Origin of the sequence: Mesorhizobium sp. RCC_202, assembly GCF_041355295.1 — a bacterium.
Lineage (GTDB): Bacteria > Pseudomonadota > Alphaproteobacteria > Rhizobiales > Rhizobiaceae > Mesorhizobium.
Genome location: NZ_JBFUPO010000001.1, coordinates 833,080 through 845,571, shown reverse-complemented (window position 1 = coordinate 845,571; position 12,492 = coordinate 833,080). Strand labels below are relative to the sequence as shown.

The 12,492-nt window shown below is 62.9% G+C and carries 14 protein-coding genes; 6 read left to right on the top strand and 8 right to left on the bottom strand.

Annotated features, from left to right (window positions below; genetic code table 11):
* Positions 1–266: 266 nt before the first annotated feature.
* The 4 genes from AB6802_RS03975 to AB6802_RS03960 all read right to left on the bottom strand — a co-directional run bounded on the left by AB6802_RS03975 (position 267) and on the right by AB6802_RS03960 (position 4,423).
* The gene (locus AB6802_RS03975) at positions 267–1,061 is read right to left on the bottom strand and encodes an inositol monophosphatase family protein (protein WP_371008781.1); all 795 of its coding nucleotides are present in this window, start codon (positions 1,059–1,061) and stop codon (positions 267–269) included.
* 128 nt (positions 1,062–1,189) lie between these two features.
* Positions 1,190–2,188 (bottom strand): LLM class flavin-dependent oxidoreductase, encoded by a 999-nt coding sequence (locus tag AB6802_RS03970; protein WP_371008705.1) that lies wholly within the window; start codon positions 2,186–2,188, stop codon positions 1,190–1,192.
* Positions 2,189–2,190: 2 nt separating this feature from the next.
* Positions 2,191–3,228 (bottom strand): arylamine N-acetyltransferase, encoded by a 1,038-nt coding sequence (locus AB6802_RS03965; RefSeq protein WP_371008704.1) that lies wholly within the window; start codon positions 3,226–3,228, stop codon positions 2,191–2,193.
* Positions 3,229–3,256: 28 nt separating this feature from the next.
* Positions 3,257–4,423, bottom strand: coding sequence for an AI-2E family transporter (locus AB6802_RS03960; RefSeq protein WP_371008703.1), 1,167 nt, complete (start codon positions 4,421–4,423; stop codon positions 3,257–3,259).
* A 300-nt stretch (positions 4,424–4,723) separates the two neighbouring features.
* On the opposite strand from AB6802_RS03960, the gene AB6802_RS03955 reads away from it, so the two are divergent.
* Together AB6802_RS03955 and AB6802_RS03950 are read left to right on the top strand one after the other, a co-directional pair.
* A complete protein-coding gene (locus tag AB6802_RS03955) occupies positions 4,724–5,278 on the top strand; it encodes a carboxymuconolactone decarboxylase family protein (RefSeq protein WP_371008702.1) in 555 nt (184 codons plus the stop codon).
* A gap of 99 nt (positions 5,279–5,377) precedes the next feature.
* The gene (locus AB6802_RS03950; RefSeq protein WP_371008701.1) at positions 5,378–6,205 is read left to right on the top strand and encodes a helix-turn-helix domain-containing protein; all 828 of its coding nucleotides are present in this window, start codon (positions 5,378–5,380) and stop codon (positions 6,203–6,205) included.
* Positions 6,206–6,226: 21 nt separating this feature from the next.
* Here the strand turns inward: AB6802_RS03950 and AB6802_RS03945 are convergent, their stop codons facing one another.
* A complete protein-coding gene (locus AB6802_RS03945; protein WP_371008700.1) occupies positions 6,227–7,282 on the bottom strand; it encodes an LLM class flavin-dependent oxidoreductase in 1,056 nt (351 codons plus the stop codon).
* Between the two features lie 219 nt (positions 7,283–7,501).
* Between AB6802_RS03945 and AB6802_RS03940 the strand changes: the two genes are divergently transcribed.
* Positions 7,502–7,930, top strand: coding sequence for a DUF6481 family protein (locus AB6802_RS03940; protein ID WP_371008699.1), 429 nt, complete (start codon positions 7,502–7,504; stop codon positions 7,928–7,930).
* A 66-nt stretch (positions 7,931–7,996) separates the two neighbouring features.
* On the opposite strand, the gene sugE is transcribed toward AB6802_RS03940, so the two are convergent.
* Together sugE and AB6802_RS03930 are read right to left on the bottom strand one after the other, a co-directional pair.
* A complete protein-coding gene (sugE, locus tag AB6802_RS03935; protein WP_371008697.1) occupies positions 7,997–8,311 on the bottom strand; it encodes a quaternary ammonium compound efflux SMR transporter SugE in 315 nt (104 codons plus the stop codon).
* Between the two features lie 192 nt (positions 8,312–8,503).
* A complete protein-coding gene (locus AB6802_RS03930) occupies positions 8,504–8,629 on the bottom strand; it encodes a hypothetical protein (protein WP_081294138.1) in 126 nt (41 codons plus the stop codon).
* A gap of 229 nt (positions 8,630–8,858) precedes the next feature.
* Between AB6802_RS03930 and AB6802_RS03925 the strand changes: the two genes are divergently transcribed.
* Positions 8,859–9,821, top strand: coding sequence for a cation diffusion facilitator family transporter (locus AB6802_RS03925; RefSeq protein WP_371008696.1), 963 nt, complete (start codon positions 8,859–8,861; stop codon positions 9,819–9,821).
* Between the two features lie 34 nt (positions 9,822–9,855).
* On the top strand, positions 9,856–10,260 hold the full coding sequence (locus AB6802_RS03920) for a GFA family protein (protein ID WP_371008695.1): 405 nt from the start codon (positions 9,856–9,858) through the stop codon (positions 10,258–10,260).
* Between the two features lie 274 nt (positions 10,261–10,534).
* Here the strand turns inward: AB6802_RS03920 and AB6802_RS03915 are convergent, their stop codons facing one another.
* Positions 10,535–11,788, bottom strand: coding sequence for a DNA recombination protein RmuC (locus tag AB6802_RS03915; protein WP_371008694.1), 1,254 nt, complete (start codon positions 11,786–11,788; stop codon positions 10,535–10,537).
* Positions 11,789–11,891: 103 nt separating this feature from the next.
* Between AB6802_RS03915 and def the strand changes: the two genes are divergently transcribed.
* Positions 11,892–12,422, top strand: a complete 531-nt coding sequence (def, locus tag AB6802_RS03910; protein WP_371008693.1) for a peptide deformylase — start codon at positions 11,892–11,894, stop codon at positions 12,420–12,422.
* Positions 12,423–12,492 lie beyond the last annotated feature (70 nt).

Below are 12,492 nucleotides of genomic sequence, written 5' to 3'. Positions count from 1 at the left end.
CAGGCTCTCAGGACCCTGAAAAGGCGTTCCAACGAAAGCCCCTGTTCACTAGAAATACCGCCACGCTCCCCGCTTTTCGGGGGCGGACGGCTTGGCGCGTATATAAGAACAGGCAGCACGGGGCGCAAGCATTCTGCGCAAGCTGCCCGCGATCCCTGTTCACTGTGGGGAAAACGCCTAAATCGTGCATATCGCAGCCGATTTATCGCTTGAAACGGCCGAATTCGCTGAATTCGGCCCGGGCAAAAACGTCGCAGCCACCCGGATCAAGGCCTGAACGCCTGCGCGCAGAGTGCCTGGAGCTTTGGAAAGATGTCTTTTCCGCCCGCTATGACTTGTGTTCCCTGGGCAAGCACGGTCTTCGGGTCGGCCTTGAGAACCATGCCGCCGGCTTCCTCGACCAGCAGCATGCCGGCCAGGCAATCCCAGGCGTTCATGTGCTCTTCGATATAGCCGAGCAGCCGGCCGGCGGCGGCATAGGCGAGCATCAGCGCGCCTGACGCGTTGCGGTAGAAGACGCCGCCTTCGGCCATGATATTGCTGATCAGCACCGCGACATGCTCCGTCGATGCCCGGTTCGAAAGCCCGGTGCCGACCGAGCCTTCGGAAAGCGAGGCGACGCCGCTCACCCGGATCGGCTTGCCATTGACGAAGGCGCCGCCGCCCAGGCGTCCATGGAAGGTCTCGTCGGTCGACGGCTCGTGGATGACGCCGACCACTGTCTCGCCATCCCTGGCGCAGGCGATCACCACGCACCAGGCCGGAATGCCGCGCACGAAATTGGCGGTGCCGTCGATCGGGTCGATCACCCAGACATGACCGGTCTTGCCGGTCACCGCAGCATGCTCCTCGCCGACGATGCCGTCATCCGGATAAGCCTGCGCGATCGCCGCGCGGATGAACAGCTCGACCTCGCGGTCGCCGTCGGAGACCAGGTCCTGATGGCCCTTGCCTTCGATGGTCAGATTGTCGAGATCGCGAAAATATTTCAGTCCGAGCTCGCCGGCGCGTCGTGCCAGGTCCATGGCGAAATGCATGCGGTCGTCGAGGTCGTGGGTCACGGGCAAGGCTCGCATTAGAGCAATTCCAGGCAAAATGTGAAGCGGTTTTCCGTCCGGAATTGCGTCAAAACAACGAAGAGGGGTGCGTGCCCTTAGCAGAGCAGTACGTCGGACAAAAGCAATAGCTGTCAGGCGGCCTGCGACAGCGATTTGTGGACATCGGCGAGGATCTCGAAAGAGCGCAGCCGCGCCGCATGGTCAAAGATCTGCGCCGTCACCATCAGCTCATCTGCGCCGGTGCGGCGCACGAAGGCGTCGATGCCCTGGCGCACCGTTTCCGGCGATCCGACGACGGCGCAAGACAGCGCTTGTGAGAGCATGCTCCGGGCCATTGGATCGAGGTCGCGCTCGTAGTCTTCGACCGGCGGCGGCAATTGGCCGGGCCGGCCGCTGCGCAAATTGACGAAAGCCTGCTGCAGCGAGGTGAACAACAGCTTCGCTTCCGCGTCGGTGGGGGCGGCAAAGACATTGAGGCCGAGCATGACATGCGGCTTGTCGAGCTGCGCCGACGGTTGGAAGCGCGTGCGATAGACCTCAAGGGCATGGTCGAGCTCGGCTGGCGCGAAATGCGAGGCGAAGGCGTAGGGCAGGCCAAGCAGCGCCGCGAGCTGCGCGCCGTAAAGGCTGGAGCCGAGGATCCAGACCGGCACTTCCTGGCCTTCGCCGGGCACGGCGCGGATGCGCTGACCTTCCTCCGCCGGCTGGAAATAGCCCATCAGCTCGACCACATCCTGCGGGAAATTGTCGGTGGACTCGAGGTTGCGGCGCAGCGCCCTGGCCGTCATCATGTCGGTGCCCGGCGCACGGCCCAACCCGAGGTCGATGCGGCCGGGGAAAAGCGCGGCCAGCGTGCCGAATTGCTCGGCAATCACCAGCGGCGCGTGGTTGGGCAGCATGATGCCGCCGGCGCCGACGCGGATCGTCTTGGTGCCGCCGGCGACATGGGCGATCACCACGGACGTCGCCGCGCTCGCAATGCCCGGCATGTTGTGGTGCTCGGCCAGCCAGTAGCGGGTGTAGCCGAGTCGCTCGGCGTGGCGGGCAAGGTCGAGCGAATTGGCCAGCGACTGCGACGCGGTGCTGCCTTGCGTGATCGGCGACAGGTCGAGGACCGAAAGGGCTGTCATGATCAGGTCTCCACGATGTGTTTTTCGCGCAATCTCGCCTCGAAGGCGGCGCGGTCCGGAATGACGATGGCGAGCTGCTTTTCCAGCACGTCGGCGAGTTCGGTCGCGGCGGCGATTTCGCGTTGCTCGCTGCGGCCGCCGGCATGGTGAACCGACAGCCGGTTGTTGCGCAGCGCGTAGCGCCTGTCCGGCAGGGCGCGGGCGGCGACCAGCGTCGAGAGAAAATGCGAGCTCGGATGCGTCGACAGGAAGTGGCTGGCGACCCGGTAATCGACCTCATAGGCCTGGCTTAGGTCGAAGCGGTAAAGCGTGCGCCAATGACCACCGATATTGGCTTGCAGGCGAATATCATCCTGCGCCTCGACGACGCGGAAAGCTTCGTGCGGTGTCTGCTGTTCGAGGTCTGGTTGCAGAAGCAGCGGTGCCGTCAGCGTCAGGCCGCCGAAGCCGACATCGGCAATCCAGCTGCGGCCGTCAAGCTCGATGCGCAGCAGCATGTGGCTGCGCGCGGTAAGCGCGTCGTCCGGCTGGCCCCAGAGCACCCGCGCCGCAAGGCCGCTGACGCTGAAACCCAGCGCTTTCAGCGCATGCATGAAGATCAGGTTGTGCTCGAAGCAATAGCCGCCGCGGCCCTGGCGAAAAACCTTGTCTTGCAGTGAAGCGAGATCGAGCCCGACCGAAACACCCATCAGCGCATCGATATTCTCGAACGGGATCGCTTGCGGGTGTATGGCGTGCAATGCCTGCAGCGTTCCAAGCGAGGCATCCCTCGGCCCGCTATGGCCGATGCGGGCGAAATAGGCATCGAGGTCGAATTCATTCATCAAGGGCGGGTCCAGCGTGACCGGTCCGATATAGGCACGCGCCATGGCCACCGCAAACAGGCGACCGGACACGGCGTTGGGCCAGACGAAAGCAATTCCAGGAAAAGTGTGAAACGGTTTTCCGTCCGGAATTGCGTCAAACAGGAGATAGAGCAATTCCAGGAAAAGTGTGAAACGGTTTTCCGTCCGGGGTTGCGTCAACGGAAGATAGAGCATTCCGCAGCTCGGTGAACGGCGGACTGCTCTAAGTCGCGGTCTTGTGGTCTTGCTCGCCGGTCTCGTCGTCGACGACGAAGCTCTGCTGCGCGGCGAGGAAATTGCCGACATGGCTCAGGCCCTCGAAATGATCGCAGAACACCTTGATCACCACCAGCAGCGGCACCGCCATCAGCGCGCCGACGAAGCCCCACAGCCACGACCAGAAGGCGATGGCGATGAAGATCGCCACGGCATTGATCTCGAGGCGCCGGCCGACCACCATCGGCGTCACGAACTGGCCCTCGACGACATCGCATAAAAGCACGATGGCCGGCGCAAGCAGCGCGTAGGAGATCGTATCGAAGCTGATAAGGGCGATGATCGCGACGAGCAGGATGGTTATCAGCGCGCCGACATAGGGCAGGAAGTTGAGCAGGGCCGCGGCGGCGCCCCAGACCAGCGGATTGGGCATGCCGAGCCCCCACAGCCCAAGCCCGATCACCGTGCCGAGACCCGCATTGATGAGCGCGACGGTGAGCAGATAGTGCGAGATCTCGCGCTCGACATCATAGACGACGCGCAGCGCCCGCTTCTTCTGGCTCATGCTGGTGAAGGACTGGACGATCTTCTCGTAAAACAGCGTGCCTGAAGCGAGCAGAAACAGCGACAGCACAAAGACGATGGTGATCGCTGTGCCGGCTTCCAGAATGTTGCCGGCGGCCGACGACAGAATGCCCGATGGCGCGACCGCGACCTTCTGCACGCCCGGTTCCTGGGTGGTCTCGGTCAACCCTTCCAGTTGATGGGCAAGATCCATGATCTTGGCGAGCGGTCGCTGAAAATGCGCCAGCCGTTCGGTGAGCTGCTGGCCGATCGTCGATGTGTTGTTGATGAGATCGATGACCGGTCCGCTGAGCAGGTAGCCGGCGCTGACGAAGACGAAGATCGACAACAGGACCAGCAGCGTGGCGGAAACGACCTCCGGAATGCCGCGCTTGCGCAGGACCCGCACGATCGGGGTCAGCGTCAACGCCAGCAGGAACGCGAGCATCACCGGCATGAAGAAGGCGCGGCCGAAATAGAGCGCTGCCATGGTCATGAAGATGAAGATACCGATCAGCAGCGAGCGCACCAGCCGCATGTCGGCCCAAGCCTGCACGCGCGGGTCGGGACTTTCGTCGCTCACGCTTGGCGCGATCGGTTCGGCTTTCATGGGCACCCCCTCGGGCCAACGTCCCTCCACGCGGCAATTGCCTGCACCAAACGCGCAATTGCTGGCGCAGGTTCCATAAGCCGGCTGTCGGAGACGTTGCTGAACCGGTCTCTCGGTGCCACGCGAAAATTCATCCGCGTCTTCCAAATATTACATGGCGTGTAATTGAGGCCATGCCGTCAGCGGGTCTAACACACGCAGACTTTCGCAATGCCAGCAAGGAAAGCGGCAGCTCAAAACTTCCGCGCGCAACGCGAAGGATGCATGTGATCAGGAATCGGTCTTAGAAAGGACGTTACAATGCCGAGATTCAACCTTCAGACGATCGAATCGGCGCCGGAGAAATCCAGGGCAACACTAAGAGCATTGGAAGAGAGATTTGGCTTCCTGCCGAACGTCATGGCGACCATGGCGAACAATCCGGTGCTTCTCAATGGGTTCGCCGCCACCTTTGGCAGCTTTCACGGCGGCAGCCTCGACGAGATCGAAAAGCAGGTCCTCCTGCTGACGAATGCGGTCACCATCAAATGTCCCTGGACCGTTGCCGCCCATTCGACATTCGCCATCGAAGACGGCATTGCCGAAAGCGAAGTCCAGGCGATCCGTGACGGCCGGTTGCCGAGAGACCGCAAATATGCGGCACTCTCGGCGCTGACCAAGGCACTGATCGAGAAAAGAGGAAATGTGAGCGATGCCGACATCCATGCGTTTACGTCGGCAGGCTATTCGCAGGCGCAGATCCTGGAGGTGGTAACCGGTGTCGGCATTTCCACCATGGCGGCAACCACCACCAATATGGCCGGCACGCCGATCGAGGAACGCTTCCAGCCCCAGGCGTGGGCCGCGGCGGCCTGACCGTCAATCGACATCGCACGGACCGGCCATCCGTGCGGTGTCGGCACTACCGGCGGCAGGGTCGCCATGCATGGTGCTGGTGTTGCAAGGACATGATGTATGAAATCGCCGGTTCTCAAGTCCAACACGACGCCGAACCTGGGTGTGCTCCTGCGCTACTGGCGTGATTTGCGCGGCAGAAGCCAGCTCGATCTATCCTTCGATGCGGGCATTTCGCAAAAGCAGATCAGCTTCGTCGAAAGCGGCCGCAGCGTTCCGGGCCGTCAGACCTTGATGGCTATCGCCCAGGCGCTCGATATCCCCTTGCGCGACCGCAATGCATTGTTTCTGGCGGCGGGCTACGCGGCGATATTTTCCGAGAATGCCTGGGACTCCGTGGAAATGGCGGCCGTGACCAATGCGCTGAGCCGCATGTTGCGCCAGCACGAACCCTTTCCGGCCCTGGTCATGGATCGATACTGGAACGTGCTCATGACCAACCAGTCCACGCCGCGTTTCTTTGGTCGGTTCATCGACATGCAAGCCCGCCAGGGGCCGCGCAACATGCTGCACCTGATGTTCGATCCTCAAGGCATGCGCCCGTTCATCGCCAATTGGCACGATGTGGCGAGGAGCTTGTTCGAGCGCGTCTATCGCGAATCCATCGGCCGCGTCGTCGATCAGAAGACCAGGGATTTGCTGGCCGAGTTGCTCGCTTATCCGGACGTGAAAAGCGAATGGAAGAACCCTGTGGCGATCGGCTTCATGCCCGCCATCCCAATTGGGTTCATCAAGGACGATCGGGTCCTCAACTACTTCTCGATGGTCACCACTGTGGGCACACCCCAAACCGTCGCCGCGCAGGAACTGCGCATCGAGTGCATGTTCCCGGCTGACGAGGCAACCGAGGCCCATCATGCCGAGATGATGGGGCAACCCTTGACCTAAACCGGTGCTCCCCGCCTCGGCTTAGGCGGCCGGCGCGGCCAGTTGAGCCTTGGCCGTCTCCTTGCGCACGATCGGCGCCACCTTGGTGCCGTAGAGCTCGATCGCCTTCATGATCTTGGCATGCGGCATCGTCCCGATCGCCATCTGCAACAGGAAGCGGTCATTGTTGAAGATCTTGTGCTGGGCGACGATCTTTTCCGCCACTTGTTCAGGATTGCCGACGAACAGCGCGCCGTTCGGACCGCGCGACTGGTCGAAATGCGCCCGCGACGTCGGCCCCCAACCGCGCTCGCGGCCAATGCGGTTCATCACTTCAGCTTGCGGCCCGTAGAAATCGTCAGCCGCCTTTTCAGTTGTCTCGGCGATGAAGCCATGCACGTTGATGCTGGTGGCAAGTTCAGCCGCATCCGTGCCGGCCCGCTTTGCCGCCTCGCGATAGACGTCGAACAGCGGCGCGAAGCGCGCCGGCTCGCCGCCGATGATAGCCAAAGCCAGCGGCAGGCCGAGCACGCCGGCGCGGGCCGCGGATTGCGGCGTTCCGCCGATCGCGATCCAGATCGGCAGCTTCTCCTGCAATGGGCGCGGATAGACGCCGCGGCCGTTGATCGGCGCGCGCAGCTTGCCCTGCCACGTTACCTTCACCTGATCGCGGATTGCCAGAAGCAGTTCGAGCTTTTCGGCGAACAGCTCGTCATAGTCTTCGAGATTATGGCCGAACAGCGGGAAGGATTCGATGAAGGAGCCGCGCCCGGCCATGATCTCGGCGCGGCCCTTGGAGAGCAGGTCGAGCGTCGCGAACTGCTGGAAGACGCGCACCGGGTCGTCGGAGGAAAGCACGGTGACCGCACTGGTGAGCCTGATGTTCTTGGTCCGCTCGGCCGCCGCCGCCAACGCCACCACTGGCGCTGACGCGGCATAGTCGGGGCGGTGATGCTCGCCAAGGCCGAAGACGTCGAGGCCGACCTGGTCGGCCAGCTCGACCTCCTCGATCAGGTTGCGCAGCCGTTCATGCGGGCCGACGGCACCGGGGCCTGATTTGGGGCTGACATCGGCGAAGGTGTAGAGACCGAGTTCCATTGTTGTCTTCCTGAAATATCTCTGGCGTATCAATCGGCGCCAGACGTAGCGATCGCCCGGCCTCGCCGCCAGAGGCGCGATTTGTGAACGGTGCATCGCTTCGCAGCGTAGCCCTACGGCAACAGCGCAGATTTTCATGGCTGGCATACCGTTTTGGCGCTTGAACTCGCCGCTTTCGCGCGTATGTAAGCGTCGCGAATAGACTGCAAGGAAGTGGACTTGGCTATCTACAGGGAAAAAGATATTTTCGAGCGGCGCAATGCCGCGAACGAGGCAAAGAAGGCGCTTCTGGAGCGCTTCAAGTCGAAGCCGGCGGCGGATGATCCTGCCGTGCTGGCCAAGCAGGCCGAACGCAAGGCGATTCTCGAGGCCCGCGCGATCCGCGAAGCCGAGAAGGCAAGGCTGAAGCAGGAAAAGCTGGCGCGCGAAGCCGTCGAAAGGGCCGAGCGCGAAGCTGCTGCGGAGGCAGCGCGTCTCGCCGCCGAAGAGGCGGCGCAGGCCGAGGCGAAGATCCGGGAAGCCGAAGAGACCGAGCGCATTGCGCGCCTCCTCTCCGACGAAGCCGAACGGAAAGCCAAGCGCGACGCGCGTTATGCGGCGCGCAAGGCGCGCACCGGCAGGGCGCCCCCGGGCTTCTCGGCCCGCTAACAGCCGGGTTTCGTTCGAATATTGTTCAGGGTCGTCAAAAGCGGCCCTGAACGCGTTTGTCTTGTGTCAGGCGACGAGCTTCAGCCCGACAATGCCGCAGACGATCAGGCCGATGCAGGCAAGCCGCACAGCGGTCGCCGGTTCGCCAAGCAGCCAGATGCCGAGCATGGCGGTGCCGACGGTGCCGATGCCGGTCCACACCGCATAGGCGGTGCCGACGGGCAGCGTCTTCAGCGCCAGGCCGAGCAGGCCAAGGCTGATGACCATCGAGACGACCGTGAGCACGGTCGGCAGCGGTTTCGAGAAGCCGTCCGTATATTTGAGGCCGATCGCCCAGCCGATCTCGAACAGGCCGGCAAAGAAAAGAAAAATCCAGGACATCGCAAACTCCGTCATTCCAGCATCGGTTCGGATGCTTGATGGGGGCGGGTCGTCCCGGCCGGTTTTTTGCGGAAGCGAGGTCGTCCTCGCGCCACCGATATAAGGTGCCTTGTCTCCCGATCAACAAAACACCGGCAGCATTTTCATGCCGCCGGTTTGAAACAAAAAGCCGGGCCGGCCTCGGTCGGCCTTCTATTTTTCCTTGATGCGCATCGCCTTGACCGGCGGCGCCTTGAGTGCCGGGGCCGCGGCGGGCTTCTTGGCATCCTTCTTCGGCTTGCGGGCTTCCTTGCCCGCCTTCATCGCACCTTTAGCCATGATTCGCTCCTTCGAACTGTGGGCCTGCTGAGTGAAACAAGAGACGAGCAAGACTGCAAGAGGCTGCGCGCGTTTGCGAAGCCCGCTAGCCGGCTGTCAACCAGTTTTCCGTGACAAGACCATATTCGAGGCCTGACCCTTGAACCTTGGAGCATCCGGCGCATTGCCTGTGGAGCTTCGGCCGGCGGGCCGCTAAGCTCAATGCATCGGCCGAGGATCGGGAGATCGAATGGCAGGCCATAGCGGATCGAAAAAGGTGATCTATGCCGCGCTCGCCGGCAATCTCGCGATCGCGTTGACCAAATTCGCCGCGGCCTTCTTCACCGGCAGTTCCGCCATGCTGTCGGAAGGCGTGCATTCGCTGGTCGACACCGGCAATGGCGGGCTCCTGCTTTACGGCATGCATCGCGCGGCGCGCCCGGCCGATCGCACCCACCCGCTCGGCCATGGGCGCGAGCTCTATTTCTGGAGCTTCATCGTCGCCCTTCTGGTTTTCGCGCTCGGCGCCGGCGTGTCCCTCTACGAAGGCATCGTCCACATCATGGCGCCCGAACCGGTCGTCAACGCCAAGGTCAACTACATTGTGCTTGGCCTGTCCTTCCTGTTCGAAGGCAGTTCCTGGCTGGTGGCGCTCAGGGAGTTCCGCCAGCAAAAGACCAGCAACCAGGGCTGGCTGCAGGCGGTGCAATCGAGCAAGGATCCAAGCGTCTATACGGTGCTGTTCGAAGACAGCGCGGCGCTGCTCGGCCTCACCGTCGCCTTCGCCGGCATATCGGCCGCGCAAATGCTGCAGATGCCGGAACTCGACGGCGTCGGCTCGATCGGCATCGCCATCATCCTCGGCGCGACCGCGATCTTCCTCGCCCGTGAAAGCAAGGGCCTGCTCATCGGCGAACCGGCTTCACCGGACGTGCAAGAGAAGGTCCTGGCGATCGCACAGGCAGACGCCGCCGTGCAGCGGGCGAATGGCGTCCTGACGGTCCATCTCGGACCACGGCAGATCGTCGCGGGCCTCAGCATCGAGTTCGAGGATCATCTGACGGCACCAGAGATCGAAGCCTGCGTCGAACGACTGGAAGCGCGGCTGAAGGACGAGATGCCGGAAATCACCAGGCTGTTCGTCAAGCCGCAGACGACTGGCACATGGCAGCAGCGGCGCAAGGCCATCGCCGACGCCTCGGAGGAGGGATAGGCTGATGGCAGCCAGGTTTGGAGGAGGAAAGCCGATGAAGATCGACGGCGGATGCCATTGCGGCGCCATCACCTACGAGGCGGAGGTCGATCCGGAGAAGACCGGAATCTGCCATTGCACCGATTGCCAGCAACTGACCGGGACCGCTTTTCGGGTGACCGTCGGGGCGCCGGAAGATCACTACCGGATCACCAAGGGCACGCCGAAGGTCTATATCAAGACAGGGTCAAGCGGCGCCAAGCGAGCCCAGGGCTTCTGCGGAGAATGCGGCTCGCATCTCTACGCCACGTCGGTGGGCGACGGGCCCAAGATCTATGGCATCCGGGTCGGCACGGCGCGGCAACGTGAACAATTGGTACCGAAACGACAGGTCTGGCACCGCTCGGCATTGCACTGGTTGCCGGAATTCGAAGGCATGACGACCGTCGAAGGACAGTAGAGGGTTAGTGGGTTGTCCCAGACCTCTGCGATTAGCGGAAGCCTCCCATCCCTTCGTCATACTCGGGCTCGACCCGGGTATCCATGCCGTGACCGTTGCCGCAGGGCGCAACGGCGCAGAATCCTGTGACTGTTGCAACGCCTTAGCGTCACGGCACGGATTCTAGGGTCTGCGCGCGTCGCTTCGCTCCTTGCTCAGCCCTGGAATGGCGAAGCGACGGGCGTTCTGGCCAATCTCCAAGGTGTGCGCTCTTTCCGACGTCGGCGTCGCGAGACTACTCGTCGCCTTCGACAACCCTGAGCCGCAGCTGGCCGGTCTTGGAATCGGCCACCCGCGCGCCAGCTTCGACCTTCACCGGGCCGTTGCGTGGCGGTTCGGCTTCGCCTTCGGCAAACTCCAGCGCCTCGATCTTCTGGCCACGTTTGGTCACCTTCGAAGTCGAAACGAGGATGTCGTCGATGTCCTTGGCCGACTGGCTAAAATGCGTCTGCAGCCGGCGCACCCGCTCGTCGACGCGCGCCACATCCTCCATCAGCCGGATCACCTCGCCCTGGATCAGATGCGCCTGCTCGCGCATGCGGGCGTCCTTCAGGATCGACTGGATGACCTGGATCGACAGCATCAGCAGCGACGGCGAGACGATGACGACACGGGCGCGGTGCGCCTTCTGCACCACCGCCTCGAAATTCTCGTGGATCTCGGCAAACACCGATTCCGACGGCACGAACATGAAGGCGGTGTCCTGCGTCTCGCCCCGGATCAGGTATTTTTCCGCGATATCGCGGATATGCACCTCGATATCGCGGCGGAAGGCCTGCGCTGCCACCTTCTGCATGTCGGCGCCCTCGGCGGCGCGGATGGCGTTCCACGCCTCCAGCGGGAATTTTGCGTCGATGGCGAGCATCGGGGTGCCGTTCGGCATACGCACCAGGCAGTCCGGCCGGCTGCCATTCGACAGGCTTGCCTGGAATTCGTAGGCGCCATGCGGCAGTCCGTCGGCAATGATCGCCTCCATGCGCGACTGGCCGAAGGCGCCGCGCGTCTGCTTGTTGGAGAGGATCGCCTGCAATTGCACGACCTGGCCGGCGAGCGACTGGATGTTGCCTTGCGCGGTGTCGATCACCGCCAGACGCTCCTGCAGCTTGGCCAGGCTCTCATGCGTCGACTTGGTCTGCTCGGTCATGGTCTGGCCGATCCTGCCGGTCATGGCGTCGAGCCGTTGCCCAAGCGATTGCGTCAGCTCGGCCTGCCGGGCGCCGAACACCTCGGCGATCGCACCCATGCGACCCTGCATCTCGGCCTGGCTCTGCAGGATATCGGCCATACGCGCTTCGGTATCGCGGGCGTGGTCGGCCGCTTCCGCCGCCGCGACCGCGCGCGCCTTGGCCGTGCGCCACAGGCCCGCGACGAGCGCCATGACAAGCGCAAGCAGCAGCAGCGCACCGAAACCAAGCACTTGGCCAAGCGTGATCGTGGTGGCGCCGAGCCGCGCGATCGGCTCCGAAAGGATGGACGTCATGTCGTTCATGGCAGCAGCATAGCCGATTCGGGTCGCCGGCACAGATCAAAACGTGAACGACGCGCAAATGCCCCCGTTGACGCTTTTCCAGCGAGGTCTTAGGTGAGACGCCATGTCGATCAAGCCGCTCATCATTCTTCCCGATCCGATCCTGCGCCAGCTGTCCAAACCGGTGGAGCGCGTCGATGGCGATTTGCGCAAGCTCGCCGACGACATGCTGGAGACCATGTATGACGCGCCGGGCATCGGCCTTGCCGCGATTCAGATCGGTGAGCCGCGGCGCCTCCTGGTCATCGACCTCGCCAAGGAAGGCGAGCCGCCGGCGCCGCATGTCTTCATCAATCCGGAAGTCCTGCAAAGCTCCGATCAGCGCTCGGTTTACGAGGAAGGCTGCCTTTCGATCCCCGATTACTACGCCGAGGTCGAGCGCCCCGCCTCCGTGCGGGTGAAGTACCTGGATCGCGACGGCAAGCTGCAGGAGATCGAGGCGGAAGGCCTGATGGCCACCTGCCTGCAGCATGAGATCGACCATCTCAACGGCGTGCTGTTCATCGACCACATCTCCAAGCTCAAGCGCGACATGGTGGTGAAAAAATTCAAGAAACTCGCCAAGGACAAGGCACCGGGCAAGATGGTGGGTTGACGCCCGCCCGGGCACGCCGCCTTGAGCATCGGCTCCTAGTGTGATATCGATGATATCATACCAGGAGGTA

Bases quoted from the DNA above. Each gene is read 5' to 3' on its own strand.
- AB6802_RS03920 (WP_371008695.1), top strand. From the start codon at position 9,856: ATGAAGATCGACGGCGGATGCCATTGCGGCGCCATCACCTACGAGGCG.
- sugE (WP_371008697.1), bottom strand. From the start codon at position 8,311: ATGTCCTGGATTTTTCTTTTCTTTGCCGGCCTGTTCGAGATCGGCTGG.
- AB6802_RS03960 (WP_371008703.1), bottom strand. From the start codon at position 4,423: ATGAAAGCCGAACCGATCGCGCCAAGCGTGAGCGACGAAAGTCCCGAC.
- AB6802_RS03955 (WP_371008702.1), top strand. From the start codon at position 4,724: ATGCCGAGATTCAACCTTCAGACGATCGAATCGGCGCCGGAGAAATCC.
- AB6802_RS03945 (WP_371008700.1), bottom strand. From the start codon at position 7,282: ATGGAACTCGGTCTCTACACCTTCGCCGATGTCAGCCCCAAATCAGGC.
- def (WP_371008693.1), top strand. From the start codon at position 11,892: ATGTCGATCAAGCCGCTCATCATTCTTCCCGATCCGATCCTGCGCCAG.
- AB6802_RS03950 (WP_371008701.1), top strand. From the start codon at position 5,378: ATGAAATCGCCGGTTCTCAAGTCCAACACGACGCCGAACCTGGGTGTG.
- AB6802_RS03925 (WP_371008696.1), top strand. From the start codon at position 8,859: ATGGCAGGCCATAGCGGATCGAAAAAGGTGATCTATGCCGCGCTCGCC.
- AB6802_RS03930 (WP_081294138.1), bottom strand. From the start codon at position 8,629: ATGGCTAAAGGTGCGATGAAGGCGGGCAAGGAAGCCCGCAAGCCGAAG.
- AB6802_RS03965 (WP_371008704.1), bottom strand. From the start codon at position 3,228: ATGCTCTATCTTCCGTTGACGCAACCCCGGACGGAAAACCGTTTCACA.
- AB6802_RS03970 (WP_371008705.1), bottom strand. From the start codon at position 2,188: ATGACAGCCCTTTCGGTCCTCGACCTGTCGCCGATCACGCAAGGCAGC.
- AB6802_RS03915 (WP_371008694.1), bottom strand. From the start codon at position 11,788: ATGAACGACATGACGTCCATCCTTTCGGAGCCGATCGCGCGGCTCGGC.